Raw genomic sequence first — 26,987 nt, 5'->3', positions numbered from 1 at the left:
AGTACGATCGGCTCATGTCTGCGCCCCTCCTCCCCCGTCCGGACCAGGCCCTGCGCGATCGGGTTCTCACCGAGCTCGGCATGGATCACTCGTCGGTCCTGATTCTTCCCGCGCCGGCACACCCCGTCCCGCTGCCCTCCCGCCTGGCGACGGCGGATCTCGCCTGGGCGAGCGTGGCCTCGGTGGCATCTGTGGCGGGGATCAGCGCAGAGCTCGACCCTGACCGGATCGCCCTCTCTTACCGGAGCGACCGCCTGCTGACCGTCGACGACACGGCGCCATCGGTGTGGTCGCCGTACTCCGGGTTCTGGCGCTCCCGCGACGGGTGGGTGCGCACCCACGGGAACTACCGCCACCACGCAGAGGCGCTGCTGCGGGGTCTCGGGATCACCGACCTCGACGCGATCTCCTCCGCTTTCGCCGAGCGGACCTCGACGGAGGCTGCCACCGCGATCTCCTCCGAGGGAGGTCTCGCCGTGGTCGTCTCCACCGAGCGGCCGATCGAGGATGCCGCACTGCGCAGCACTCCCCTGTTGGATATCCGCGGTGTCGAGGGCCCCGGTCGAGCACCCCTTGCTCCGGATCTCCCCCTCTCACCCGTCCGCGCGCTCCCGCTCTCGGGCATTCGCGTCCTCGACCTCACCCGCGTGATCGCCGGCCCCGTCTGCACTCGCACCCTCGCGCTCCTCGGCGCCGACGTCCTCCGTATCGATCCGCCGCACCTGCCGGAACCCGAATGGCAGCACTTCGACACCGGCCACGGCAAGAGGTCGGCCCTGCTCGACGCCCGCTCGTCCGAGATGCACGCGCTCCTCGCCCAGGCCGACGTCGTCGTGCTCGGATACCGCCCCGCGGCGCTGGATCGACTCGGCCTCTCCCCAGAACTCCTCGCCGAGCGCTATCCAGGTCTCGTCATCGCGCAGCTCAGCGCCTGGGGTGTCGACCACCCGGAGCGTGCCGGTTTCGACAGCCTGGTGCAGGCCGAGTCAGGCATCGCGTTCGTCGAGTCGGCGGACGGCGACCGTCCGGGGGCGCTTCCCGCGCAAGCCCTCGACCACAGCGCGGGCTATCTGCTCGCCGCATCCGTCGTCGCGCTGCTCGATCGGCGACGACGAGACGGCGGCACCTGGCAGGTGCGAACCTCCTTGCGTCGCATCGCCGCCGAGCTTCTCGGGATGCCGCGGAACGCGGAACCCGCCCCGGAGCGCGACGTCGACCCCGCACCCCATACGGCGCACTTCGACATCGGAGGGCGACGGCTCGCCACCGCGCGACCCGCGCTTCCCGGGTTCGACTTCCGTGCCCCGCACGAGTGGGGCGTGGATCAGCCCCGCTGGTGACGACCGCGGAACACCGGCAGCAGCAGGCAGAGGATCACGGTCAGCGCACCCCACACCGCACAGGCCGGTGGGAGCACCCGATAGGCGAGGTGCTGCAGGGTGAAGTGATCGGTGAACGGACCGTAGGCCACGAACCCGATGATCCACGCCGTGGCGAGGATGATCGGGAGCGACAGCCACCAGGAGATCCGCACGGCCGAGGGGAGCGCCCGCACGATGCTCTCTCGGGGCACGGCTTTGGTCACTCGAAGGATCGCCCAGACGCCGATGATGACCAGCGCGCCCGCCCCCGAGCCGTACTGCAGCCATTTGAACCCGGTCAGAGGTCCCCACATCCGATCGAGCGCCGGCAGCACCTCGACACCCCACCGCCCCTCGTGCGTGAAGGAGTCCCAGAGGATGTGGGACAGGACGCCGAGGATCAGCGAGGCCGCGAGAAGCAGGGGGAAGAAGCGCGACTCGCCATTGCCGATCGCCTTACGCAGCGCAGGGAGGCCCCGGTCATCCCAGCTCGCAGGAGGCCGACGCGCCAACCAGACCGGTGAGAGCTCCGGAACGGCCGGACGCAGCACGACTCGCCAGATCAGGAACAGCGCGAATGCGACGAGCGCCGTCCAGATCACGTTCGCGTAGGTGTGAGTGAACCCGTAGTCCAGCCCCGTTCCACGGAGGAACAGGGGCAGATCGGGCGCCATCGCACCTATCGCGATCGCCGACGGCACAAGCGGCGTGCGCACGAACGGCAGTGCGACCAGCGCATGACTCGGGGTGAACGGCATCCGCTCTGCTCGCGACAGACGAGCGTCAGCCGACGAAGACGCCGGCGAGAGTCTTCTTGCCTCGACGGAGCACGGAGACTCCGCCGGGAAGCGCACCGCTCACGGTTGCGGACTCGTCGTCGACGCGGATGCCGTCGACCGACACCCCGCCCTGCGTGATCGCACGCCGGGCCTCGCTGAGACTGGACACCAGCCCGGTCGTCACGAGAGCCTCGACCACCGGAGTCCCCGAAGGCACGGTGGCGTTGGGCAGCTCCTCCAGCGCGGTCCGCAGCGTCGAGGCGTCGAGAGCGGTCAGGTCACCCTGTCCGAACAGCGCCTCGGATGCCGCGATCACGGCGGCGGCAGAATCGATGCCGTGAACCGTGGCGACGACCTCGAGCGCGAGACGCTTCTGCGCCGCACGGCGGAACGGCTCGGACTCCACGAGCGCCGCGTACTCCTCGATCTCGGCGCGGCTGAGGAAGGTGAAGACCTTCAGCCGGTCGATGACGTCGGCGTCCGCGGTGCTGAGCCAGAACTGGTACATCCGGTAGGGGCTGCACATCTCGGCGTCCAGCCAGATCGCGTTGCCCTCGCTCTTGCCGAACTTCGTGCCGTCGCTGTTCGTGATCAGCGGGGTGCCGATCGCGTGCACCGAAGCGCCCTCGACGCGGTGGATGAGGTCGGTTCCGCTGGTGAGGTTGCCCCACTGGTCGCTGCCGCCGGTCTGCAGCACGCAGTCGTACTGGCGGAAGAGCTCCAGGAAGTCCATCCCCTGCAGGATCTGGTAGCTGAACTCGGTGTAGCTGATGCCGGCGTCGGAGTTCAGGCGCGCGGCGACCGCGTCCTTCTTCAGCATGGTGCCGACGCGGTAGTGCTTGCCGATCTCGCGCAGGAAGTCGATCGCCGACATCGGCGCCGTCCAGTCGAGGTTGTTGACGATGCGTGCGGCGTTGTCGCCCTCGAAGCTGAGGTAGCGCTCGACCTGGGTGCGCAGGCGCCCGACCCACTCGACCACGGTCTCGCGCGTGTTCAGCGTGCGCTCGGCGGTCGGTCGCGGATCTCCGATGAGGCCGGTCGAGCCGCCGACGAGGCCGAGGGGCTTGTGGCCGGCGAGCTGGATGCGACGCAGCGTGAGCAGCTGCACGAGGTTGCCCAGGTGCAGGCTCGGAGCGGTCGGATCGAACCCGCAGTAGTACGTGATGGGGTCTCCCGCGAGCAGGGCGCGCAGCGCCTCCTGGTCGGTGGACACGTGGACGAGGCCACGCCACACGAGTTCGTCCCACACGTTGTCGAACGTGGGATCGATCGCGGGCGCCGCAGTCGTCAGAGCGGGATCAGACACGCGATCAAGGCTATCAGCGGTGAACCGCTCAGCTGTGCGCGGCCCACCAGACGAGGAACGCCGCTCCCAGCCCGATCACCCAGCTGACGAGGCTTCCGACGAGGAAGTACTCCGCCCTGGCTCCGGTCTCGCCGTCGCGCGAGATCTCCGGGAAGCGCACGATGCCCTTCGCCGCGAGCATCGCCGCCAGGATCGGGTACGCCGATGCGAGGGTGAGGATCATCACGAGCGTGCGCTCCAGCGGTCCGATCAGCCGCCCGCCTTTGAACCCGCCGCGCGGATCAGCAGGAGCGGCTGCGCTCTTCGCCGCCGCATCGTCCGACGACTCGGCGCCCGACGATTCCGCGCCCGACGATTCCGCGCCCGACGACTCGGCGCCCGACGACTCGGCGCCCGACGCCTCGGCCTCCGCGACGGGGGTCGCCGAGTCCGACGGCGCGGTGACGACCGCCACCGGATCGGCCGGACGCCAGGTGTGCTCGCCGTCGAGTGCGGCGCGCACCACGAGGTTCGCGGATTCGAGCAGGAAGACTCCGGCGCCCAGCGTGAGCACCGCCAGGTCGAAGGACACGTCGCCGAACGGCGAGCGCAGACTCCAGACTCCGCCGATGAGACCGGCGTCGGTGCGGGCTCCCCACCACACCACCGCGCCGACGCTGAGGACGCCGAGGAGGACCGCAGGCCAGAATCCCAGGGGCGCCGGTCGATCGTCTGGCATGCACCACACCCACAGAGCGCCCACGACGAGCGCTGCGATCATCGGCAGCAGGGCGTCGCTCACGCTGCCGAGCAGGAGCAGGATCACCACCACGGAGAGATAGCCGATCCACCGGCGAGGCGCGAACTGCCGCACGAGGTCGGCGGCGCCGACGGCCAGCAGGACGAATCCGGCGGCGATCATGCGAGCTCCCCTCTGAGCGCGGCCAGTCCCTCGACGATCGCGGCGGCTCCCGCGGTGCGCAGCGCCTTCGAGATGCTCGGCTGGGAGATGCCCTCCTCGGCGGCGAGCTCCTGCTGCGACCGTCCGATGATGCGTCCGTAGGTCAGACGCCGTTCGCGCTCGTTCATGGCGCCCACCAGCTCGTCCCTGACGAGGAGGTAGGCGTTGGACGCCGCGATCGTGGTCTCCATGACCTCATCCTGCCCGGGGGCTCCGACAATCCACGTGCGCGTGCGCGGCACGGCGCGGCCTTCCCTCGCGTGCACGGTCTCGATCGCCGCGCGCGCGGCGTACCACCCCGGTCCGTCTGCGAGCTCGCCGTGCACGGATGCGACGGGACGCACCTCCCCCACGCCGATCCCGAACCGGAACGCGATGCCGTCCGGCAGCCGGAGCTGGATCATCAGGAGCGAGATCAGCGCGTCTCCGAGGTCGCTGTAGACGCCCTGCTGCTCGTCTCCCACCGTGGGAGTCAGCGGTTGCGCGGCCAGCGGGAGGTCGGCCTCGACCTGCGCGATCGTCCGGTCGAGCACGTGCTGCGCGGCCGTGCGATCATCGAGCCTGCGGGAGCCGACGATGTCGGCGAGTACGGCGATGACCATCGGATAACCGTATCACGAATAACTCTGTACTTATGCGTTATTTAGTTATATCTTGAGGATATGCCTGAATCGCACATCATCCCCTGGTCAGACGGCTCGTGGACCCATGCCCCCTTCGCCCAGTCGACGGCCGCATCCGACGAAACCCACCTCGACGTCACGGCCGTCGAGGGCAGCGACGCCTGGCGACGCACCGCCTACGGCTTCGTGCACGACAGCGAGCACGCGCTTCTCGCGCCCCTCGCCGTCGGCGAGGCCATGGACGTGTCGTTCCAGGCTCCGTGGGACGGTCAGTTCGACCAGGCCGGTGTCTTCGTGAAGATCGACGACGAGCACTGGATCAAGGCGGGGATCGAGTACGCCGACGACCACCTCGGACTCGGCGCCGTCGTCACCGACGTCGGCTCCGACTGGTCGGTGGGCCACGTCGACGACTGGCACGGAAGCGAGATCACCGTGCGCGTGAGCCGCTGGCCGGATGCCGTGATCGTGCGGGCTCGCGCCGACGACGGCGACTGGCGCCTGGTGCGGGTCGCGCCGTTCGACGGAGACGCCGCGGCATCCGCCGGTCCGTTCCTCGCCGCCCCCATGCGCTCCGGGCTCACCGTGCGATTCACGCGCTGGGTGCGATCCGCGGCGGACGCGACCCTGCACTGAGCCGGATCCGCCGCGGCAGGACTACAGCCCGAGAGCGTGCGCCGCTGCCTGTGCCCGTGCGACGAGCTCGGCGCGCTGCTCCGCGACGCGCACGGGGGCGGTGCCACCGGCGCCCGTGCGCGAGGCGACGGATCCCTCGATCGTCAGCACCTCGCGCACCTCGGGCGCCAGGTGCGCGGACACCGAGAGCAGCAGCTCGTCGGAGGCGTCTTCGAGGCCGATCCCCCGGTCCTCGCAGGCGCGGACGAGCGCACCGGAGATCTCGTGCGCGTCGCGGAAGGGCACGCGGCGCTTGACCAGCCACTCCGCGACGTCCGTCGCGAGGGAGAAGCCCTGCGGGGCGAGCGCGGCCATCCGCTGCGTGTCGAACTGCAGCGTCGCGACCATGCCGGCGAACGCGGGCAGCACGACCTCCAGCGTCTGCACGGAGTCGAAGACCGGCTCCTTGTCCTCCTGCAGGTCGCGGTTGTACGCCAGGGGCAGCCCCTTGAGGGTCGCCATGAGACCCGAGAGGTTGCCGATCAACCGGCCCGACTTGCCTCTGGCCAGCTCGGCGATGTCGGGGTTCTTCTTCTGCGGCATGATGCTCGACCCGGTCGAGTAGCCGTCGTGCAGCGTGACGAACCCGAACTCGCGCGTGTTCCAGAGGATGATCTCCTCGGCGAGGCGCGACAGGTCGACGCCCGTCATGGCCGTGATGAAGGCGAACTCCGCCACCACGTCACGCGCGGATGTGCCGTCGAGGGAGTTCTCGGCGGGACGGTCGAGTCCGAGTTCCGTCGCGACGAGCGCCGGGTCGAGGCCCAGGGTCGAACCCGCGAGCGCTCCGCCGCCGTACGGCGAGACGCCGGCGCGGCGACGCCAGTCGACGAGCCGCTCGAGCTCTCGCACCAGAGGCCAGCCGTGCGCCTGCAGGTGGTGGGCGAGGAGCACGGGCTGCGCGTGCTGCAGATGGGTGCGACCGGGGAGGATCGCATCGGGGTGCGCCTCGGCCTGGGCGACGAGCGCGTCGATCACGCGGAGGATGTCACGGGCGATCACCCGGGCGTGGTCGATCAGGTACATGCGCACGAGCGTCGCGATCTGGTCGTTCCGGCTGCGACCCGCGCGCAGGCGTCCGCCCAGCTCGGGCCCGAGCTCGGCGATCAGGGCCTGTTCCAGGGCGCCGTGCACGTCCTCGTCCGTCGGCTGCGGCCGCAGCGAGCCGTCCGCGACCTTGCGGGCCACGGCATCCAGTCCCTCGTGCATCCGCGTCGCCTCATCGGCTTCGAGGTACCCTGCGGCCTCGAGGGCCGTCGCATGCGCATGGGATCCGGCGATGTCGTACGGCGCGAGGATCCAGTCGAAGTGCGTCGAGCGGCTCAGCTCGACGAGCTCGGGAGAGGGACCGCTCGCGAAACGCGCTCCCCATAGGGCACCCTCGTTCGTGCCCTCGTTCTTGTCCGCGCCCATCAGGCGGCCTCCTCGTTCTTGCGGAGCAGCCAGACCAGCAGCGCCTTCTGCGCGTGCAGGCGGTTCTCGGCCTCGTCCCACACGACGCTCTGCGGGCCGTCGATGACCTCGGAGTCGACTTCGTAGCCGCGGTCGGCGGGGAGGCAGTGGATGAAGATCGCCTCGGAGTCGGCGATCGTCATCGTCTCCGGCGTCACCTTGTAGCCCCCGAGATCGCGGATGCGCGCGAGCTTCTCCTCCTCCTTGCCCATCGACACCCACGTGTCGGTGACGACCACGTCGGCGCCGGCCGCCGCCTCCACCGGGTCCGTGTAGAGCGTGATCGAGCCGCCGGTCTCGGCGGCACGGCGGTCGGCGGCCTCGACGACGTCGGCGCGCGGCGCGTAGTCGGCCGGCGAGGCGATGCGCACGTGCATGCCCGCCGTGACGCACGCGAGCGCGTAGGAGTGCGCCATGTTGCTCTGCCCGTCGCCGAAGAACGTGAGGGTGAGACCCTTCAGATCGCCCTTGTGCTCGCGGATCGTGAGGAGGTCGGCGAGCAGCTGGCAGGGGTGAAAGTCGTCGGAGAGCGCGTTGACCACGGGCACGCGGGTGCCGTTCGCCATCTCCTCGAGACCGGCCTGGGCGTAGGTGCGCCAGACGATCGCCGCGACCTGGCGCTCCAGCACCCGTGCGGTGTCGGAGGGCGTCTCCTTGCCGCCGAGCTGGCTGTTGGCCGTCGAGATGATCAGCGGGGAGCCGCCGAGATCCGCGATGCCGACCGCGAAGGACACGCGAGTGCGGGTGGACGACTTGTCGAAGATCACCGCGACGGTCTGCGGACCGGCGAGGCTCTTGTCCGCCCAGCGGTCCTTCTTCAGCTCCAGCGCGAGATCGAGGATCTCCGCCTGCTCGGCGGGGGTGAGGTCGTCGTCACGCAGCAGGTGGCGGGTCATGCGGGGGCCTTTCCGGAGTCGGTGAGGGATGCCTGGACATCGGCGAGGGATGCCGTGAACAGCTCGCGGAACTCGGCGAGCTCGGCGGCGCCGATGGTGAGCGCCGGCGCGATGCGCACGGTCTCGGGGTTGGCGGCGTTCACGATGAGACCGCGCTCCTGGGCCGCGGCGACCACGGCGCCGGCGACGGGAGCGGTCAGCGCGACGCCGATGAGGAGACCGCGACCGCGGACGCCCTCGATCAGCGGGGAGTCGATGGCCTCGATGAGATCGCGCAGCTCGGCGCCGCGCAGCGCGGCGTTCTCGACGAGACCCGCGTCCTCGATCTCGGCGAGGACGGCATCGGCCACGGCGGTCGCCAGCGGGTTGCCGCCGAACGTCGAGCCGTGCGAACCGGGTGTGAAGAGCGCGCTCGCGGCCCCGTAGGTGACGAGGGCGCCGATCGGGAAGCCGCCGCCGATCCCCTTCGCGAGGGTGATCGCATCGGGGGTGATGCCCTCGTGGTTGAAGCCGAACCAGGCTCCGGTGCGCCCGGCGCCGGTCTGGATCTCGTCCACGATGAGCAGCGCGCCGTGCTTCAGGGTGAGCGAGCGCGCTGCGGCGAGGTACCCATCGGGCAGCTCGACCACTCCGGCCTCTCCCTGGATGGGCTCGACGATGACCGCGGCGACGCGGTCGTCGATCGCGGCCTCGAGCGCCTCGATCGTCGCCGGGATGTGCTCGACACCACCGGGCATCGGCTCGAACGGGGCGCGCATCGACTCCTTCGCCGTCATGGCGAGGGAGCCCATCGTGCGCCCGTGGAAGCCGTTCTCCAGCGCGATGATGCGCGGCTTCTCCGCTCCGCCGTGCAGACGGGCGAGCTTGAACGCCGCCTCGTTGGCCTCGGCGCCGGAGTTCGAGAAGAACACGCGGCCGTCGAGGCCCGCGCCTGCGAGCCGCTTCAGGCGCGCGGCGAGGGCGAGCTGCGACGGCGTGGCGAAGTAGTTCGACACGTGAGCGAGGGTCGCCGCCTGGCGGGACACGGCCTCGACGAACACGGGGTGCGCGTGGCCGAGAGAGGTCACCGCGATGCCCGCGAGGAAGTCCAGCAGGCGCTTGCCCTCGGAGTCCCACAGATACGAGCCCTCGCCGCGCGTGAGCATGGCGAGGCGGGGCCCCGCGTTGAGGACCAGATCGCTCGCCGCGTCATCCTGCCAGTTGCTCATGCCGTCGTCCCTGCGCTTCCCATGACCACTTCTGTTCCGATTCCCTTGCTGGTGAAGAGTTCGACGAGCACCGAGTGCGGCACCCGTCCGTCGATGATCGCCGCGGCGTCGACGCCGCCCTCGACCGCGTCCAGGCAGGCCCTCATCTTCGGGATCATCCCGGACTCCAGGCTCGGCAGCATCTCGACGAGTGCGTCCGATGTGAGGTGCGAGACGAGGGAGTCCCTGTTGGGCCAGTCGGCGTAGAGCCCCGGCACGTCGGTGAGGATGACGAGCTTGCGCGCCCCGAGCGCCACCGCGAGGGCGGCGGCGGCGGCATCCGCGTTGACGTTGAGCGACTGCCCGGGGTGGTCCAGATCGGGCGCGATCGACGATACGACCGGCACTCGCCCCGCGGCCAGGTGATCGAGCACGGGGGTCGGATCGACCTCGACGACATCGCCCACGCGACCCAGATCGACCTCCTCCCCCTCGATGATGACGCCGCGACGACGCCCGCCGAACAGACCCGCGTCCTCGCCGCTGAGACCGGTGGCGATCGGGCCGTGCGAGTTGATCTTCGACACCAGCTGCGGGTTGACCTGGCCGGTGAGGACCATCCGCACGACGCTGATCGCCTCGGTGGTGGTGACCCGGTAGCCGCCCTTGAACTCGCTCGGGATGTCGAGACGATCGAGCATGTTCGAGATCTGCGGACCCCCGCCGTGCACGACGACGGGCTGCACGCCGACGTAGCGCAGGTACGCGATGTCCTGGGCAAACGCCTCCTGCAGCTCGTCGGAGACCATGGCGTTGCCGCCGTACTTGACGACGACGATCTGGTCGCGGAACTTCTTCAGCCACGGGAGGGATTCGATGAGGGTCTCAGCCTTGACCGCGGCGATCTCGGCCGGGGTGTCCTGGATGTCGGTCATGAGGCGTAGGCGCTGTTCTCGTGGACGTACTCGTGGGTGAGATCGTTCGTGAGGATGGATGCCGTGACCTCGCCGACCTTGAGGTCGATGACGAGGTGGGTGGCCCGAGGGGTCAGGTCGACCTCGTCGCGGGGACGGTCGGGGCCGCCCTCGCTGCACACGCGGACGCCGTTCATCCACACGTCGACGTCGTAGGGGTCGAACTGCGCCGCCGTCGTGCCGATCGCGGCGAGCACTCGCCCCCAGTTCGGGTCGTTGCCGAAGATCGCCGCCTTGAAGAGGTTGTTGCGCGCGACGGAGCGGCCGACCTCGACGGCATCCTTCTCGGATGCGGCATGCTGCACCTCGATCGTGATGTCGTGGCTCGCGCCCTCGGCATCGCCCTGCAGCTTGACGGCGAGCTCCTGGCAGACCTCGGAGAGCGCGGCGGCGAAGTCGTCGAGGTCGGGGGCCACCTCGGACGCCCCGTTGGCGAGCAGCGTCACCTGGTCGTTGGTCGACATGCAGCCGTCGGAGTCGAGACGGTCGAACGTCTGACCCGTCGCCCGACGGAGCGCCTCATCGGCCTCGAGCGGTTCGAGGACGGCATCGGTGGTGAGCACCACGAGCATGGTGGCGAGACCGGGCGCGAGCATCCCCGCGCCCTTCGCCATGCCGCCGATGGTCCAGCCGTCGCGGCGCACCACCGCGGTCTTGGCGACCGTGTCCGTGGTCATGATGGCCTGGGCGGCGGCGTCCCCTCCCTCGGAGGAGAGTTCGGCGATCGCCTGCGCGGTGCCGGCGAGGACCCTCGAGCGGAAGACCTCGTCACCGGTGCCGATGAGCCCGGTGGAGCACACGAGCACATCCCCCGCGCTGACGCCGAGGAGCTCGGCCGCCTTCTCGGCGGTCTGATGCGTGGTCTGGAAGCCGAAGCTGCCGGTGAAGCAGTTCGCCCCGCCCGAGTTCAGCACGACGGCCTCGACGACGCGGTCGGCCACGGCCTGCTGCGACCAGATGATGGGGTTGGCCTTGGCGCGGTTGCTCGTGAAGACGGCCGCTCCGACCTTGCGCGGGCCGCGGTTGACGACCACGGCGACGTCAGGCTTTCCCGTGCTCTTGAGGCCTGCGGCGACGCCGGCCGCCTCGAATCCTGCAGGTGCGGTGACACTCACGGTGCGACTCCGTTCACGGAGAGGGCGCGGTCTTCGGGGAGGCCGAGCGCGATGTTCATGGACTGGATGGCGGCACCGGCGGTGCCCTTGACGAGGTTGTCGACCGCGGTGACGACGGTGACGCGGTTCGCGGCGCGGTCGATCGCGAGTCCGATCAGCGCGGTGTTCGCCCCGAGCACGTCGGCCGTGCGCGGGAACTGCCCCTCGGGGAGAAGCTGGACGAAGGTCTCCCCCGCATAGGCGTTCTCCCATGCGTCGCGGATCTGCGCGTCGGTGACGCCCTCGGCGATCGGAACGGTGGAGGTGGCGAGGATGCCGCGTGACATCGGGACGAGCACGGGCGTGAAGGAGATGCGGATGCCGTCGGCCTCTGCCCCGGACGCCGCGGCGAGCGCCTGCCTGATCTCCGGGATGTGGCGGTGCGTGCCGCCCACCGCGTAGGGGTTGGCGGTGCCGAGGATCTCGCTGCCGAGGAGGTTCGTCTTGAGGCTCTTGCCCGCGCCTGAGGGGCCGACCGCGAGCACGGAGACGATGTCGCCGGGATCGATCACTCCCGCGGCGACGCCGGGCGCCAGGCTGAGGCTCACGGTCGAGGCGTTGCACCCCGGTGCCGCGATGCGCGTGGCGCCGCGCAGGTTCGCCCGCTGCTTCCCCCCGCCGACGGGCAGCTCGGGAACACCGTACGCCCACGGCTCGTGGAAGTCGCCGCCGTAGAAGGCGTCCCACGACTCCTTCGAGGTGAGCCGGTGGTCGGCGCCCGCGTCGATCACGAGCGGCACCGAGCCGAGCGCGTCGGTGTACTGCCCAGACTGCCCGTGCGGCAGGGCGAGGAACACGATGTCGTGCCCTGCCAGGATCTCGGGTGTCGTGTCCTGCAGCGTGAGATGGGCGAGCGAGCGCAGGTGGGGCTGATGCTGGATCAGCGGCTGCCCTGCGTTCGAGTGCGCGGTGACGGTGCGGATCTCGATGTCGGGATGGGCGGCCAGGAGGCGCAGAATCTCGCCGCCTGCGTAGCCGGATGCGCCGGAGACGGCGACGTAGTACGTCATGCTTCTACCTTAACGGTGGGAGGGTCGGAGGCCTGAGCGGCGACACCGGCACTCGACCGCCGTGCGTGCACAGGCAGGAGCGCGGGGTCGCCTAGAGTCGGCGGCCGCCGCGGCGTCGGCGCACAGCGATGACGCTCGGAGCGAGCGTCAGAGAAGCGGTGGCGGCCGAAGGCATGTCGCGACAGTAGCGCGAGCGCCGCGGCATCCGCAAATCCTGCGCGTCACATGCCCTGCGGAATCGGCGCGGCGAAGAAGGCGAGCTCGTGCGCGCTCGCGATCTCGAAGGCGCGGAGCATCCTCTCTCTGCGCGAGGGCGACGATGCCGCCGCGGCCCGCGACACGTACGCGATCGCCGTCTCCGTCGCGGCTTCGAAACCGGGGTCGGCGTAGGTTGCGAGCCAGGACGCGTACGGATGCCGTGGATCGCGGGCGTACTCCCCGAACTCCCCCGCGTGCAGACGCCGACCGAGGTCGGTGTAGAGCCAGAAGCAGGGCAGGATCGCCGCGATGAGCTCGGCATAGTCGCCCCCGAAGGCGACGGAGCGCAGGTGGTCGAGGTAGGCCGTCGTGGTCGGGGCGGGCGCGGCGGCGAATGTCTCCTGGCCGACGCCCGTCGCGGGGGTCAGCCAGGAGGCGTGCAGCTCGAGCTCTCCGACGATCGCCCCGTGTGCGGACTCCGCCCAGAACGCCTGCTCCGCCGACGACGGCGCCAGGCGGGACGCCTCCGCCAGCACTCTGGCGTACTCCCGCAGGTACAGCGCGTCCTGCGCGAGGTAGAACACGAAGGCATCGCGATCCAGCGTGCCGTCGGCGAGGGCACGGATGAACGGGAGCTCGTCGATGCCGGAACGGATGTCGGAGATGCCGTCCCACCAGTCCGCGCGGACCTCACCGGGGGTGGGTCGGGTGTCGAGACCACCGCGGGACCAGAGGCCTGCGAAGTGGTGCACCGGGCCGTGTCCGCGTCCGACACGGAGCTCATGGCTCTCACGCAGCGCCTCCCGCAGCCAGGTGCGCGCTCCGGCGACGGCATCCGCCGGGCTCTCCCCCCGCGCGAGCAGCGTAGCCAGCGCGGAGGACAGCGAGCAGCCGGTGCCGTGCGTGTGCGGGGTGTCGATGCGGGCGCCGGAGAACTCGCGCCGCACCCCGGCGCCGATCAGCGCGTCTGGGGTCTCCGCACCGGTGAGGTGCCCGCCCTTGACGAGCACCTGGGCGCCGATCTCGGCCGACAGCTCCTCCGCCGCGGCGAGTGCCTCCTCCCAACCTGTGATCCGACGGGAGGTGAGCACGGCGAGCTCGGTGAGATTGGGGGTGACGACGTCGGCACGGCTCAGCAGTCCGCGCAGCGCGTGCTCGGCCGCCGCGTCGAGCAGGCGGTCCCCGCTGGTGGCGACCATGACGGGATCGATCACGACGATCGGCGGGCGCACCCGGTCGAGCCAGTCGGCCACGGCGCCGATGACCTCCGCGTCGGCGAGCATGCCGATCTTCACGGCGTCCACGACGATGTCGGCGGAGATCGCGTCGAGCTGCGCGCGCAGGAACTCCGTCGGCGGCACGTGCACGGCGCTGACGCCCTGCGTGTTCTGCGCGGTGAGCGCGGTGAGGACTGCCATGCCGTATCCCCCGTTCGCCGCGATCGACTTCAGGTCGGCCTGGATGCCCGCCCCTCCCGACGGGTCGCTGCCGGCGATGCTGAGCACACGCGGCACCCCCGCTGCACGCCAGCGGCGGAGGAATCCTCGCGCCGCCGCTGCCGGATCATCGGCGGCGCACAGGGCCGACACGACCGCGAGACCGGCGGCGCCCGCCTCGCGCAGCGCCTCGGCGTCGTCGATGCCGACGCCGCCGATCGCCACGCACGGCAGCGGAGAGGCCGCAGCCACCGCCGCGAAGCCCTCGATGCCGAGTGCAGGCGGATGGTCGGGCTTGGTGCTGGTCGGTCGGATGACGCCGACGCCGAGGTAGTCCACTGTGCCCTCCGGCAGCTCTCCGAGTGCGGCGAGGTGCTCAGCGCTGTTCGCGGTGAGACCGATCAGGGCCTCGGGGCCGAGTGCGGCACGGGCGCGCAGCACCGAGGAGTCCCCCTGTCCGAGGTGCACGCCGTCGACGCGGGCGCCCGCGGCACGAGCGGCGAGCGCGGCGTCGAGACGGTCGTTCACGACGAGGAGCGCTCGACCGTCGATCACCCGGGAGAGCTCGACGAGCTGCGCGGTCGTCTCGGCATCCGTCGCCCGCTTGTCGCGCAGCTGCACGAGGCGCACTCCCCCGTCGACGGCCATCCGCACGGTCTCCACGACGCCGCGTTCTCCGCACAGCCCCGGATCGGTGACGAGGTACAGAGAGAGGTCGGCGATCACAGCGCGCCGCCCTCGACGCGCGCCGCTCCGGCGAGATCGGCAGGATGCACGGCGGCGAGCGCATCGAGCAGTGCGACCGCGAAGCTGCCCGGGCCTGCGGATGCCGCAGCGGCGCGCTCGGCGGCGATCGTGTAGACGAGGCTGGCCGAGGCGACCGCCGTGAGCGCATCGGCTCCCGTGGTCCGTGCGGCCCCGAGGAACGCAGCCATGACGGCGCCGAGAGCGCAGCCGCCTCCCGTGACCCTGGTGAGCAGCTCGTGTCCGTTCGCGAGCCGCAGCACGCGCTCCCCGTCGGTGATCAGGTCCACCGGCCCCGACACCGCGACGATGCTGCCGAGGCGCGAGGAGAGCGCGACCGCGGCGTCGGCGGCGGCATCCGTGGTGTCGGTGGCGTCGACCCCTCGACCGCCTGCGCTGAGTCCGGCCAGCGCCAGGATCTCCGAGGCGTTGCCGCGGATGGCCGTCGGGCGCAGCGCCACGAGCTCCTGCGCCAGCGCCGTGCGCACCGGGAGCGCGCCGATGGCGACGGGGTCGAGCACCCAGGGTGTGCCGGATGCCACGGCTCCAGCCGCCGCCTCGAGGCTCGCCGCTCGCTGCTCGGGGTTCGGCGTGCCGAGATTCACGAGCAGACCGGAGGCGACGCAGGCGAACATCCCGGCCTCGCCGACGATGTCGACCATCGCGGGGGCCGCGCCGACGGCGAGGAGCACGTTGGCTGTGAACCCGGTGACGACGGCGTTGGTGATGCAGTGCGTGAGAGGAGGCGCCTCTCGCAGCACCCCCAGCAGCGTGGCGGCCTCGGAGACGAGGTCGGAGGCGGACGCAGGACGCAGAAGATCGCTCATGCGACATTCCCTTCGCTAGTGCTAACTAGATCAGGTTCGACGGGTCTGTTCTCAGCCGCGGATGCGGCACCCCGTGTCACTGCTCGCAGTCTAGCGAAGAGCGCGGATCACCCGAGCTCGGCGAGAAGCTCCAGCTCCTGGGCCCGGGTGAGCCCCGCGCGCCGCTCGCGGTCGACGCCGCGTGCTCGTTCGTCCGCGAGAACCGCGTCCACGGTGTCCCCGAGCGGACGCAGGGTCCCGCCGTCGGAACGATAGGCGGCGTTCGAGCGCGTCATGAAACCGGTCATCTCCGCCGGCAGCCACAGCGGCAGCGAGCGCTCCCCCATCCAGTACTCGACGCCGTGCTCCACGAGCCATCCCTCGTCGGCGGACACCGTGTCGCCGTCGTGCCCCGCCACCGCGCGGAACAGTGCGAGCACCTCGCCGAGCGCATGCTCGTCGCCGATCGTGTTCACCGCACCGGTCGACGCCGTGGCGGCCACGTACGCCGCGAGATCATCGACGTCGATCACCTGCGTCGTGCGCCCCTCCGTTGGCGGCAGCAGCACCGTCCCGTCGCCCGCGCGGTCGAACGCCGCGGCCCAGTATCCGAAGCGATCGCTGGGGTCGCCCGCGCCGACGATGAGTCCGGGTCGCACGATGAGCGCCCGGTCTGCGAGCGTGCGCACCGCGTCCTCCGCCGCGACCTTCTGCGGACCGTACTCGTACTCATCCCCCGGTGCCGCGGCGATGTGCAGCGGAGCGGACTCGTCGGCGCCGACCGTGACGTCGTCGGAGTAGGCGGACATCGACGAGACGTACGTCCAGCGTGCGGCTCTGTCTCCGAGCGCCGCGACGGCGGCGACGACATGGTCGGCACGGGAGGAGATGTCGATCACACGGTCCCAGTCACGCACGGCCGCCTCCGCGTACGCGTCGGGATCATCCCGGTCCGCCCGCACGAGAGCAGCCCCGCTCGGCGCCGTGCGTGCACCACGGGCGAGGCACGTGACCTCGACGCCGTCGTCGATCAGCCGTCGCGCGATGCGACCGGAGAGCCAGCCGGTTCCGCCGAGGATCAGAGCAGTCGTCATGCGTCCATGTCATCAGCATCCGCCTCCGCACGGAAGCCCGTTCCGCCCAGAGCAGAGCACCGACACCGCGGCGGAGCCGACCTCAAGGGCGCCGCAGCTCCTCCAGTCCGCGAAGCTCGGGGAGGGTCCACGTCGGGTCGGGGCGCCATGCGACCCACTCCGGGTCGAAGGGCCAGTCGCCGTCGTGGAAGGACTGGATCGCGGCATCCGCATGCCTCTCGATCTGCGCGGCCTGCTCGCGGGTGAGGCGACCCTGCACGATCGCCGCGGCGACCTCGTCTTCGTCCTTGAGATGAACCGTGCGGTCCGCCGCGATCCAGACGTCGAGGATGTGATCCGAGGAGTAGGTGTCGCGGTCGGTGCGCAGGTGGGCGTTCTCCAGGTTCACGTACCAGCCGTCGAAGCGCCAGTCGCCGTCATCCGCGTGCGTCCAGAACAGGCACACCGACCAGGGTGCTCCGGCCGGAGCGATGCGCAGGCTGCCGCCGCCCCACCATGCCTCGACGATCCTCGTGCGGCCGTCGAGCCAGCGCCGCTCCAGCGGGATCGAGCGCACGCGCTCGCCCGTGACCGTGCCCTGGGCCTCCTGCAGCGTGCCGGAGGCGAGCCAGGCCACGAGACCGCGCTCATCGTCGCGCACGACGCGCATGGGGCTGATCGTCGAGGGATCTCCCGGCTGCCAGCCGGGCGCGCGGTAGTGCCAGTCGATCTGCGCTCCCGGCGTGAGGAACGGACCGTCGCCGAGCGGACGGGCGCCCTCGGGAACGGCCGCCGGGGTGCTGTGCGGGAGGATGCTCATCCCGACACGCTACCCCGGCGCCGTACCGGAACCGGGCTCAGTCGCGCAGCGCGGCGCCGAACCGCTCCGCCGCGACCGCGACCCCGGCGAGCTTGGCCTCCGTGGCCTCCGCCGCGGTCAGCGTGCGGTCGTCGGCGCGGAAGCGCAGTGCGAACGTGAGGCTCTTGGACCCCTCGGGAACGCCCTCGCCGCGGTAGTCGTCGACCAGTCGCAGGGACTCGAGCATGGGCCCCGCCCCCTCGATGAGAGCGGCACGGACGTCCCCAGCGGGGACCTCCGCGGGCACCGTGAGCGACACGTCCTGCGTCGCCGCGGGGAAGGTCGACAGCGAGGCCGCGACCGTCCCTCCCCCGGCGAGCGAGAGGATGCCGTCGAGATCGAGCTCGAGCACCGTCGCGGGACCGGGCAGATCGGCGTCCTCGGAGACCGCCGGGTGCAGCTCGCCGACGTAGCCGACCTCCGCATCCCCGATGCGGAGCGCACCGGCACGGCCGGGGTGGAGCGCGGCGCGCTGCGTCTGCGCCACGTCGATCTCGACGCCCGCCGCCGCGGCGATGACGCGCACGGCGTCGAGGGCCTCGGAGAGACCGGCCGCCTCGGCCGCTCGGCCCGGCTGGCGCGCCGACACGTTGCCCGTGAACAGCGCCGCGACGTGACGGTGCTGCGGCGGGATCGACGCGTTCAGCTCTGCGAGCGTCTCGTCCGACGGACGCACGCCGAGCGGCGGCACCTCGTCGGTGCCGTAGACGACGCCGGGTTCGGGCAGGAAGACGACGCCGGTCTCGAAGATCGCGAGGTCCGTGAAGCCGCGCGAGATGTTGCGATGCGCGATCTGCAGGAGACCGGGGATCAGCGAGCGCCGCAGGTACGGCGCCTGGCCGTCGAGGGCGTTCGCCAGGCGGATGCTGGGCAGGTGCTCGCCCGCGGCGGAGCCGTGCAGATCGTTCTGCGCCTCGTTCGTGAACGGGAACGCGGACGTCTCGACGAGTCCTGCGGACGCGAGCGCGTTCGCGACCCGACGGCGACCCTGCTGGTGCGCGGTGAGTCCGCGGCCGGAGGGCGGCGTGGGCAGCACCGACGGGATGCGGTCGAGCCCGTGGATGCGCGCGACCTCCTCGGCCAGCGTCCACTTGTCCGTGAGGTCGGGGCGCCAGGTGGGCGGGATGACCGTCCAGCCGGCGTCGGTCGCGGTGACCTCGGCGCCGATCGTCTCGAGCGCGCCCGAGATCTCGGCATCCGTGTAGTCCACGCCGATGAGCCCCTCGACGAAGCCTGTGGGCAGCTCGATGTCGCCGACGAAGACCTCGGCGAACAGCGCGCCGCCCTCCTCGGTGAGCGTGCCGCCGGCGAGCTCGACCATGAGGTCGGCGGCGCGACGGGCCGCGACGAACGGGATCAGCGGGTCGACGCCTCGCTCGAAGCGCTTGGAGGCCTCGCTGGGCAGCTTGTGACGACGTGCCGAGCGCGCGATCGTGACCGGGTCGAACGTCGCCGCCTCGATGAGGACGTTGCGCGTGGTCTCCGTCATCTCGGTCGTGCCGCCGCCCATGACCCCGGCGATGCCGATGGGGCCCGAGTCGTCGGTGATCAGCAGGTCAGAGGCGTCGAGCGTGCGCTCCTGGCCGTCGAGCGTCGTGATCTTCTCGCCCGCGGAGGCGCGGCGCACGGTGATGCCGCCGCTCAGGGCGTCGAGGTCGTAGCCGTGGAGGGGCTGGCCGAGCTCGAGCATCACGTAGTTCGTGATGTCGATGAGCACGCCGAGGGAGCGCATGCCGGCGAGGGTCAGACGCGCGATCATCCAGGGCGGCGTCGGACGCGACGGGTCGACCCCGCGCACCACGCGGGTGACGAACTCGCTCGCGCCGACGCGTCCGCGCACGGGGGCCTGGTCGTCGACGATCGCGGTGTGACCGGTGCCCGGCTGGAGCTCGGCAAAGTCGCGCTCGGCGGGGTCGCGGAACTCCGCCCCCGTCGCGTGCGAGTACTCGCGAGCCACTCCGCGGAGCGAGAAGGCGTAGCCGCGGTCGGGGGTGACGTTGATGTCGACGGCGACGTCGTCGAGGCCGAGGAGCGCGATCGCGTCGGCGCCGACGGGCGCATCGATGCCGAGGTCGGAGAGCACGACGATGCCGTTGTGCTCATCCCCCAGGCCGAGCTCGCGCGCCGACGCGATCATGCCGTCGGACACGTGTCCGTAAGTCTTGCGCGCCGCGATCGGGAATGGACCGGGCAGCACGGCACCGGGCAGGGTCACGACGACCTTGTCGCCGGCGACGAAGTTGTGCGCACCGCAGACGATCCCGCGGATGCCGCCGTTCGCCTCGCCCACGTCGACCTGGCACCAGTTGATCGTCTTGCCGTTCGACTGCGGCTCGCCCTCGAGCGAGACGACCTGTCCGACGACGACGGGACCGGTGATGTCGAAGCGGTGGACGTCCTCCTCCTCGAAGCCGACGCGCACCATCGCCGCGAGGACGTCCTCGGGCGTGGCATCCGCTGCCAGATCGACGTACTCACGCAGCCACGAAAGCGGGACGCGCATCACACCACCATCCCGTACTGCTCGCTGAATCGGATATCGCCCTCTGCCATGTCGCGCATGTCCTGCACGTCGCTGCGGAACATGAGCCCGCGTTCGACGCCCATGCCGAAGGCGAAGCCGCTGTAGACGTCGGGGTCGATGCCCGCCGCCCGGAGCACGTTCGGGTTGATCATGCCGCAGCCGCCCCACTCGATCCAGCGCGCGCCGCCCTTGAAGGTCGGGTGCCACAGGTCGAGCTCTGCGGAGGGCTCGGTGAAGGGGAAGAAGTTCGTGCGGAAGCGCGTCTTGGCCTCCGGTCCGAAGAGCTGACGCGCGACGTGGTCGAGCGTGCCCTTGAGGTGCGCCATCGAGATGCCCTTGTCGACGACGAGGCCCTCGAACTGGGTGAACACCGGCAGGTGCGTCGCGTCGAACTCGTCGGTCCGGTACACGCGGCCGGGGCAGAGCACGTAGATCGGCACCTCGCGGTCGAGCATGGACCGCACCTGCACGGGGCTCGTGTGGGTGCGCATGACGAGGTGACGCGAGGCCGGGTCGACGTAGAACGTGTCCTGCTCCTGGCGCGCCGGGTGGTCGACGTCGAAGTTCAGGGCGTCGAAGTTGAACCACTCGTGCTCGAGCTCGGGGCCTTCCGCGATCTCCCACCCCATGCCGACGAAGATGTCGGAGATCTGCTCGCTGAGCAGGGTGAGCGGATGCCGGGCGCCGACGCGCGTGCGGGACGGCACGGCGGTGATGTCGACGCGCTCCGATTCGAGCCGAGCGGCGATCTCGGCCTCGGCGAGCTCAGCCTCCTTGGCGGCGAGCGCCTGGGTGACCTGGCCGCGGCCCTGGCCGACCAGCTTGCCGAACGCCGCCTTGTTCTCGGGGGCGACCTGCCGCATGGACGCGTTCAGGACCGCGAGCGGCGACCCCTCGGCGACGTGTGCGGCGCGGGCCGCCTTCAGCTCGGTGGTGTCGCGCGCCGCCCCGATGGCCTCGAGGGCTGCGGCGACGGCGGCTTCGACCGCTTCTGGGGTGATCTCTGGAGACTCAGACACGAGAGTCGAGTCTACCGGGGGCACGGCACCGCGCCGTGCGGCTCACAGACCTTGGGCGCCGGAGTTGCTCCCGTCGTGCTTCCCGGCTCGGCTCTGCAGCGCGATCACCTCGGTCATCGTCGATTCGTCGTCTGCGGCCGCGTTGTGTGCGACCGCGGCCTGCTTCGGCGAGCGCTTGGCCCGACGCTGGAGCCGGTAGGCGATGTAGGAGAGCACGAGACAGACCGCCACGTACATCGAGCCGCCGACGATCGCCGCCGGGATCAGCGGGGAGTTGTAGGTCGGCTGGTTGCCGATCAGGTTGATCACGAAGAGCAGTTCCTGATACGTGATGATGAAGCCGAGCGCGGTGTCCTTCAGCGCGACGACGAGCTGGGCGATGATCACCGGCATCATGGCCCGCACCGCCTGCGGGATGAGGATGAGCCGCATCACGCCGGACTTGCGCAGACCGATCGCGTAGCCGGCCTCCCGCTGCCCGCGAGGAAGGGACTCGATTCCGGCGCGCAGCACCTCAGCGAGGACCGAGCCGTTGTAGACGATCAGCGCGATCACGACGGCGAAGTACGGAGGCATCTTCACGCCGATCACGGGGAGCCCGTAGTACAGCAGCATCATCAGCACCAGGACGGGCACCGCCCGCAGTACCTCGATGATCCACCTGACCGGCTCCCGCACCCATGCGTGGTCGGACAGACGGCCGATGCCGAGGACGAACCCGAGGACGATCGACCCCACGCCGGCGACCGCGAAGGCGGCCAGCGTGCTCAACAGCCCCTCGCCGAAGCGGACCCAGACCGCGGAGTAGGTGAAGATGTTCCACTTCGCCGCGGAGAACTGCCCGGTGGCGAAGAGACGCCAGACGACCCAGCCGAGCACGGCGAGGACGACGAGGATCGTCAGGACTCCGATGAGCCGGTTGCGGACGACGGCACGAGGGCCGGGGACATCGAAAAGGACGGAACTCATCGCGCGATCCTCCACCTGTTCTCGAGAACGCGCTGCACCCAGCCGAGCAGCAGCACCATCACCACGAAGATCACCATCACCCAGAGCAGCACGACCAGTGCGTTCTCACCGCGCTCGCTCAGCCACGACCTGATGGAGCCGAGGTTGAGGACCGAGAAGCCCGCCGCCACCGTGGTGTTCTTCAGCAGGGCGATCAGCACGCTCATCATCGGCGGGACCACGGAGCGCGTCGCCTGCGGAAGCACCACGTAGCGCATCACCTGGCCGAAGTTCAGGCCGATCGCCCGCGCCGCCTCCGCCTGCCCGACCGGGACCGTGTTGATGCCGGCCCGCAGCGCCTCGGCGACGTAGGTCGCGGTGTAGATGCCCAGCGCCACCACCGTGAGCAGCAGCGAGTTGACGCGCTCCCCCAGCAGGATCGGCAGGCAGAACGCGAAGAAGAACATCACGAGGGTCAGCGGCGTGTTGCGAATCCAGTTCACGTACACGCCGCCGACCGCCCGTGCGATCGGCACCGGGGACACCCTCGCTGCTCCTACGACCAGCCCGAGCACCAGGGCGATGAGCCCACCGCCCAGGAACAGCACGATCGTGCCCCCCAGTGCTTCTCCCCAGAGATCGAGGTTGTCTGTAATGACTCCCACTGCTGCTCCTGTCGATTCGTGTGCTCGTGCTGCCCCTGCCGATCAGCGGGCGGCCGAGGATATCGGCCGCCCGCCGGAACTCAGCCGACCGGGTCGACCTTGGGCTGAGTCGCCTTGACCCCGGATGCGCCGAGGTTGTTGTCGAAGATCTGCTGCCAGACGTCGCCGCCATCGGTCAGCTGCGTGTTGAAGTACTCCACCAGCGCTGTGTCGCCCTTGGCGACGCCGATGCCGTAGCGCTCCTCGCTGAACGGCTTGCCGACGACCTTGATCTGGTCGGGGGCCTGCGCCGCGTAGCCGATGAGGATGGCCTCGTCGGTGGTGACGGCATCCACCTGCCCGTTCTTCAGGTCCTCCACGCACTTCGAGTACGTGTCGTACTCCTTGGTCGGGACCTCGGGGTAGTTCGTCTTGATGTTCTGGATCGGCGTCGAGCCGGTCGCGGAGCACACCGTCGTCGACGAGCTCAGGTCGTCGACGCTCTTGATCTTGCTGTCGGAGGCGACGAGGAGGCCCTGCCCGGTGACGAAGTACGGGCCGGCGAAGGAGATCTGCTCCTTGCGCTTGTCGGTGATCGAGTAGGTGCCGACGTAGTAGTCGATGTCGCCGTTCACGATCGCCTGCTCGCGGTTCGCCGACGCGATCGCCTGGAACTCGATCTTCTCGGGGTCGACGCCGAGGGATGCCGCCATCCAGCGGGCGATGTCGACGTCGAAGCCGGTGCGCTCCCCCGTCACCGGGTCGAGGTAGCCGAGACCGGGCTGGTCCTCCTTGACGCCGACCTTCACAGTGCCGGAGGACGAGATCCTGTCGAACGTCGGGCTTCCGTCGATCTTGACGTCGGTCGCCACCGTCCACGGCGTGCTGCTCGTCGACGGCTCCTCCTCGGTGCCTCCGCCGGTTCCGGTGCTGGTCGGGGCTCCGCTGTTGCAGGCGGTCAGCGCGAGCAGCGCAGCCGCAGCGATCCCGATTCCTGCCAGTGTCCGTGTGCGTCGCATGTGCGTCTCCTTCGTGTGCTGTGTGTGCAGGGTGGAAAGGTCAGTGGGTGAGGAGCTTCGAGAGGAAGTCCTTGGCGCGGTCGCTCTTCGGGTTCGTGAAGAACTCCTCCGGCGTCGCCTCCTCGACGATGCGCCCGTCGGCCATGAAGACGACGCGGTGGGCGGCCTTGCGGGCGAAGCCCATCTCGTGGGTGACGACGATCATCGTCATACCCTGCTGGGCGAGCTCGATCATGACGTCGAGCACCTCGTTGATCATCTCGGGGTCCAGCGCGCTGGTCGGCTCGTCGAAGAGCATCACCTTCGGATGCATCGCCAGCGCACGGGCGATGGCCACGCGCTGCTGCTGACCGCCGGAGAGCTGCGCGGGGAGCTTCGAAGCCTGCTTGGCCACGCCGACGCGCTCCAGGAGCTCCATCGCCTCCTTCTCGGCGTCGGCCTTCTTGATCCCGCGGACCTTGATGGGCCCGAGCGTCACGTTCTCCAGGATCGTCAGGTGCGCGAAGAGGTTGAACGACTGGAAGACCATGCCGACGTCGGCGCGGAGGGTCGCGAGACCCTTGCCCTCGGCGGGCAGCTCCTTGCCGTCGATGCGGATGCTGCCGCTCGTGATCGTCTCCAGGCGGTTGATCGTGCGGCAGAGCGTCGACTTGCCGGAGCCGGAGGGCCCGATCACGACGACGACCTCGCCCTGATCGACCGTGAGGTCGATGTCGGTGAGCGCCTGAAAGTCGCCGTAGTGCTTCTGCACGTTCTCGACCACCACAAGGGCGTTACCAGAGGTCATGTGTTCTCCAAACTCGCAGGGTGGTCAGCGGTGCTCGATCGGGGGTGCTCTCCCAGAGAGCTCATGCGCGCCACCCGTCCCCACGGGCGTCTGAGTTCTCCATCGAATCGTGCGCGACCGACCTCACGATGGCAGAGCGCGACGAGCGGTGTCAGACTTCTTGAGGGTTTCTTGAGGCTCGTAACACGGGTGTTACCCAACGGACACGGAACGACGTGCGTGCGGCGCTCCGCGGCTCAGTTCCTGGTGTCCCGGTAGTACGTCAGCGCACCCGGATGCAGCTCGACGGGCTCGGTGAAGATCGCCTGCCTCCGGTCCAGTCGCGCGGCGACCGGCACCTCCTGAGCGATGCGGGAGCGGGCATCGAACAGGGTGGAGACGATGTCCTCCACCACGGCATCCGGCGTGTCCGTGGCGGTCATCAGGAAGTTCGGGACCGCCATCGTCAGCGTCGGCTCCTCGATGCCGTAGGTGCCCGCCGGGATGTCGGCTGGGCGATACGCTCCTGAGTGGCTCGCGTTCACGCTGTTGACCCAGGCCTGCTCCACCGGGAGCAGCCGCACGGGGGTGTTCTCCGCGAGCTGGGCGATCCCCGGAGTAGGCAGGCCGCCCACCCAGAAGAAGCCGTCGATGTCCGAGCTCTGCATGGCGTCGATGGACTCGGCGAGTCCGAGCTGCGGGTCGCTGATCGTCGCGGCATCCACCCCCGCGGCCTCGAGGAGCCTCGTGGCGATCACGTGCACGCCCGAGTTCTCGGCGCCCAGGGAGATGCGCATGCCGGCGAGATCGCGCACATCGTCGATGAGGGAGTCTGCACGCACCACGATGTGCAGGTACTCGTCGTAGAGCCGCGCCACGGCCTTCACGGCGAGGGGTTCCTGGAACACCCCGGTCCCGGCGACGGCGTCGGCCGCGGCATCCCCCTGTGCGAAGCCGACCACGGCCCGCCCGGAGGCGATGCGCAGCAGGTTGTCCACCGAGCCGTTCGTCTCCGCCACGGTCACGGGGGTCCCGAGGCGGGTGGAGAGCTCTCCCGCGAGATGCTCCCCGTAGTCGTAGTAGACGCCCGTCGTGCTTCCGCCGGCGATCACGGTGCTGCTCGTGCTCCACTCGTCGCTCGGCGCGCTGCAGCCGCCGACCCCGACGGCGACGGCTGCCACGGCGATCAGCGCGACGACCCTGCGCAGGCCTCTCCTCATCGGACGGCTCCGTCCGGGATCCACAGCGACACGAGCAGCCCCCCGTCGTCCGGCGCCTCCACGCTCAGCTCTCCGCCGATCGAGGCGAGGAGGTCGGTGGCGATCGCGAGCCCGAGGCCGGATCCGCTCACGGTCCCCGTCTCGGAGCTGCGCCAGAACCGCTCGGTCGCGCTTCCGACCTCGGACGCCTCGAGACCGGGGCCGTTGTCGCGCACGGCGATCCCCGTGCGACCGTCGGCCGCGACGGCGCGGATCTCTATGTGACCGCCCTCGGGCGAGTACTTCACGGCGTTGTCGATCACCGCGTCCAGAGCGCTCTCCAGCACCGTCCTGTCCGCCATCGTCGGCACGGCCCGATCGCCGGTCACCTCCACGGTCACCGAGCGACGGCCGGCCACCTCCCGCCAGGCCTCCGCTCTGCGCCGCGCAAGCCCGGCGAGGTCGACGGCGGCGAAGCTCGCATCGCCTCGCCCGCCCTTCGCGAGGCTCAGGAGGGTCTCCAGGATCCGCGTCATCCGCCGCCCCTCCTCCCTGGTCTCCTCGATGTCCTCGCGCCACTCGCGACCGAGGCCCGTCATCAGGTGCTCGACCCTCAGGAGCAGGGCGTTCAGCGGATTGCGCAGCTCGTGCGAGGCGTTCAGGGCGAACTCCTGCTGACGGGCGAGCACGCGTTCGATCTCGGCGGCCATGCTGTTGAAGAGCACCGTCATGCGACGCAGCTCTGGCGGCCCGGTGTCTTCGGAGACCCTGGCGTCCATCTCGCCGCGCTCGATCGCGACCATCGCCTGATCGAGTCGGCGCACCGGCGCCAGGACCCAGTTCGCCAGCCCGAACACGAGCAGCAGCCCGGCGAGGATCGTCGCGATCACGATGAGAGACAGCACGAACCAGTGCTGCAGGATCTCCGACCTCGGCGAATCGGTGCTCGACGAGATCAGGACGACGCCGATCACGTCGCTGTCGTCGAAGACCGGCTCGGCCATGACCGCATCGTTGTCGATCAGGGGGAAAGTGGGTTCCGGCGGCTCAGAGCGACGCCCGCTGAGGGCGAGCTGCACCCGTTCGGACTCCGCCTCCTCCAGCACCGCCGAATCCGGTCCGCTGGCCGCCCACACCTCACCAGACACGTCGACGACCACCACGCGGATGCCGTACACGTCCTGGAACCTGCGGACCTCGCCCTCGAGCACAGCGGGGGTGTCGGCGCGCAGCGACTGCCGCGCACTGGTCACGAAGTAGGTGAGGTCGCCGAACTGATCGCTGTAGAAGGACTGCTGCACGCTGCGCGCCGCGCTCCAGGCGTACGCTCCGCTGAGTGCGAGGACGATCGCGATCAGGGGCACGAGGAAGACGATGACGAGGCGGTTCCGCATG

24 protein-coding genes and 1 riboswitch are annotated in these 26,987 nt (G+C 70.3%); of the genes, 2 read left to right on the top strand and 22 right to left on the bottom strand.

Annotation, left to right across the window (positions count from 1 at the left end):
* Positions 1-14 precede the first annotated feature (14 nt).
* On the top strand, positions 15-1,340 hold the full coding sequence (locus LC438_RS07185) for a CoA transferase (RefSeq protein WP_223586204.1): 1,326 nt from the start codon (positions 15-17) through the stop codon (positions 1,338-1,340).
* On the opposite strand, the gene LC438_RS07180 is transcribed toward LC438_RS07185, so the two are convergent.
* Genes LC438_RS07180 through LC438_RS07165 form a run of 4 tightly spaced genes read right to left on the bottom strand, consistent with a single transcriptional unit; the run spans position 1,325 to position 4,988 of the window.
* Entirely contained in the window at positions 1,325-2,119 is a 795-nt protein-coding gene (locus tag LC438_RS07180) for a DUF4184 family protein (RefSeq protein WP_223586203.1), read from the bottom strand. The two genes, LC438_RS07185 and LC438_RS07180, sit on opposite strands and share 16 nt — an antisense overlap.
* A 25-nt stretch (positions 2,120-2,144) precedes the next feature.
* Positions 2,145-3,446, bottom strand: coding sequence for a tyrosine--tRNA ligase (tyrS, locus tag LC438_RS07175; protein ID WP_105672372.1), 1,302 nt, complete (start codon positions 3,444-3,446; stop codon positions 2,145-2,147).
* Positions 3,447-3,474: 28 nt separating this feature from the next.
* A complete protein-coding gene (locus tag LC438_RS07170) occupies positions 3,475-4,347 on the bottom strand; it encodes a hypothetical protein (RefSeq protein ID WP_223586202.1) in 873 nt (290 codons plus the stop codon).
* Complete coding sequence (locus tag LC438_RS07165) at positions 4,344-4,988, bottom strand: SatD family protein (RefSeq protein WP_105672374.1); 645 nt, start codon at positions 4,986-4,988, stop codon at positions 4,344-4,346. Before LC438_RS07165 ends, LC438_RS07170 begins: the two co-directional genes overlap by 4 nt.
* 60 nt (positions 4,989-5,048) lie before the next feature.
* Here LC438_RS07165 and LC438_RS07160 point away from each other — a divergent pair, with 60 nt between their 5' ends.
* Positions 5,049-5,645, top strand: a complete 597-nt coding sequence (locus tag LC438_RS07160; protein WP_223586201.1) for a DUF1349 domain-containing protein — start codon at positions 5,049-5,051, stop codon at positions 5,643-5,645.
* Between the two features lie 21 nt (positions 5,646-5,666).
* Here the strand turns inward: LC438_RS07160 and argH are convergent, their stop codons facing one another.
* From argH to LC438_RS07070, 18 genes are all read right to left on the bottom strand, one after another.
* Entirely contained in the window at positions 5,667-7,097 is a 1,431-nt protein-coding gene (gene argH / locus LC438_RS07155) for an argininosuccinate lyase (RefSeq protein ID WP_105672376.1), read from the bottom strand.
* Positions 7,097-8,032 carry an ornithine carbamoyltransferase gene (gene argF, locus LC438_RS07150; RefSeq protein WP_223586200.1) on the bottom strand — a complete coding sequence of 312 codons (936 nt, stop codon included), beginning with the start codon at positions 8,030-8,032 and terminating at the stop codon, positions 7,097-7,099. The genes argH and argF overlap by 1 nt, the downstream gene beginning before the upstream one ends.
* Positions 8,029-9,240: an acetylornithine transaminase gene (locus tag LC438_RS07145; RefSeq protein ID WP_105672378.1), complete on the bottom strand. Its 1,212-nt coding sequence runs from the start codon at positions 9,238-9,240 to the stop codon at positions 8,029-8,031. Before LC438_RS07145 ends, argF begins: the two co-directional genes overlap by 4 nt.
* A complete protein-coding gene (argB, locus tag LC438_RS07140) occupies positions 9,237-10,154 on the bottom strand; it encodes an acetylglutamate kinase (protein WP_105672379.1) in 918 nt (305 codons plus the stop codon). The genes LC438_RS07145 and argB overlap by 4 nt, the downstream gene beginning before the upstream one ends.
* Positions 10,151-11,308, bottom strand: a complete 1,158-nt coding sequence (argJ, locus tag LC438_RS07135) for a bifunctional glutamate N-acetyltransferase/amino-acid acetyltransferase ArgJ (RefSeq protein WP_105672380.1) — start codon at positions 11,306-11,308, stop codon at positions 10,151-10,153. The genes argB and argJ overlap by 4 nt, the downstream gene beginning before the upstream one ends.
* Entirely contained in the window at positions 11,305-12,357 is a 1,053-nt protein-coding gene (gene argC, locus LC438_RS07130) for an N-acetyl-gamma-glutamyl-phosphate reductase (RefSeq protein WP_223586199.1), read from the bottom strand. The genes argJ and argC overlap by 4 nt, the downstream gene beginning before the upstream one ends.
* Positions 12,358-12,578: 221 nt before the next feature.
* Positions 12,579-14,717 (bottom strand): bifunctional hydroxymethylpyrimidine kinase/phosphomethylpyrimidine kinase, encoded by a 2,139-nt coding sequence (thiD, locus tag LC438_RS07125; protein ID WP_223586198.1) that lies wholly within the window; start codon positions 14,715-14,717, stop codon positions 12,579-12,581.
* The gene (gene thiM, locus LC438_RS07120) at positions 14,714-15,562 is read right to left on the bottom strand and encodes a hydroxyethylthiazole kinase (protein ID WP_223586197.1); all 849 of its coding nucleotides are present in this window, start codon (positions 15,560-15,562) and stop codon (positions 14,714-14,716) included. Before thiM ends, thiD begins: the two co-directional genes overlap by 4 nt.
* Positions 15,552-15,646: riboswitch (TPP riboswitch) on the bottom strand. (Overlaps the previous gene by 11 nt.)
* Positions 15,647-15,669: 23 nt before the next feature.
* Positions 15,670-16,635, bottom strand: coding sequence for an NAD-dependent epimerase/dehydratase family protein (locus LC438_RS07115; protein ID WP_223586196.1), 966 nt, complete (start codon positions 16,633-16,635; stop codon positions 15,670-15,672).
* Positions 16,636-16,717: 82 nt separating this feature from the next.
* A complete protein-coding gene (locus LC438_RS07110; protein WP_223586195.1) occupies positions 16,718-17,434 on the bottom strand; it encodes a DUF402 domain-containing protein in 717 nt (238 codons plus the stop codon).
* 37 nt (positions 17,435-17,471) lie between these two features.
* On the bottom strand, positions 17,472-19,976 hold the full coding sequence (pheT, locus tag LC438_RS07105) for a phenylalanine--tRNA ligase subunit beta (RefSeq protein ID WP_223586194.1): 2,505 nt from the start codon (positions 19,974-19,976) through the stop codon (positions 17,472-17,474).
* A complete protein-coding gene (pheS, locus tag LC438_RS07100) occupies positions 19,976-21,016 on the bottom strand; it encodes a phenylalanine--tRNA ligase subunit alpha (RefSeq protein WP_105672387.1) in 1,041 nt (346 codons plus the stop codon). Before pheS ends, pheT begins: the two co-directional genes overlap by 1 nt.
* Positions 21,017-21,058: 42 nt before the next feature.
* Entirely contained in the window at positions 21,059-21,985 is a 927-nt protein-coding gene (locus tag LC438_RS07095; RefSeq protein WP_105672388.1) for an amino acid ABC transporter permease, read from the bottom strand.
* Positions 21,982-22,629: an amino acid ABC transporter permease gene (locus LC438_RS07090; RefSeq protein ID WP_105672389.1), complete on the bottom strand. Its 648-nt coding sequence runs from the start codon at positions 22,627-22,629 to the stop codon at positions 21,982-21,984. The genes LC438_RS07095 and LC438_RS07090 overlap by 4 nt, the downstream gene beginning before the upstream one ends.
* Positions 22,630-22,709: 80 nt before the next feature.
* Positions 22,710-23,627, bottom strand: coding sequence for a glutamate ABC transporter substrate-binding protein (locus LC438_RS07085; RefSeq protein WP_223586193.1), 918 nt, complete (start codon positions 23,625-23,627; stop codon positions 22,710-22,712).
* A gap of 40 nt (positions 23,628-23,667) precedes the next feature.
* Positions 23,668-24,414 carry an amino acid ABC transporter ATP-binding protein gene (locus LC438_RS07080; protein WP_105672391.1) on the bottom strand — a complete coding sequence of 249 codons (747 nt, stop codon included), beginning with the start codon at positions 24,412-24,414 and terminating at the stop codon, positions 23,668-23,670.
* A 236-nt stretch (positions 24,415-24,650) separates the two neighbouring features.
* Positions 24,651-25,613 carry a TAXI family TRAP transporter solute-binding subunit gene (locus LC438_RS07075; RefSeq protein ID WP_223586192.1) on the bottom strand — a complete coding sequence of 321 codons (963 nt, stop codon included), beginning with the start codon at positions 25,611-25,613 and terminating at the stop codon, positions 24,651-24,653.
* Positions 25,610-26,986 (bottom strand): HAMP domain-containing sensor histidine kinase, encoded by a 1,377-nt coding sequence (locus tag LC438_RS07070; RefSeq protein WP_105672393.1) that lies wholly within the window; start codon positions 26,984-26,986, stop codon positions 25,610-25,612. Before LC438_RS07070 ends, LC438_RS07075 begins: the two co-directional genes overlap by 4 nt.
* Position 26,987: the final 1 nt, after the last annotated feature.

It is taken from the genome of Microbacterium sp. OVT16B (genome assembly GCF_019969705.1).
GTDB classification, from domain to species: domain Bacteria; phylum Actinomycetota; class Actinomycetes; order Actinomycetales; family Microbacteriaceae; genus Microbacterium; species Microbacterium natoriense.
Note: the sequence above shows the minus strand (reverse complement) of the source record. Positions and strands in the feature narration are given on the sequence as shown.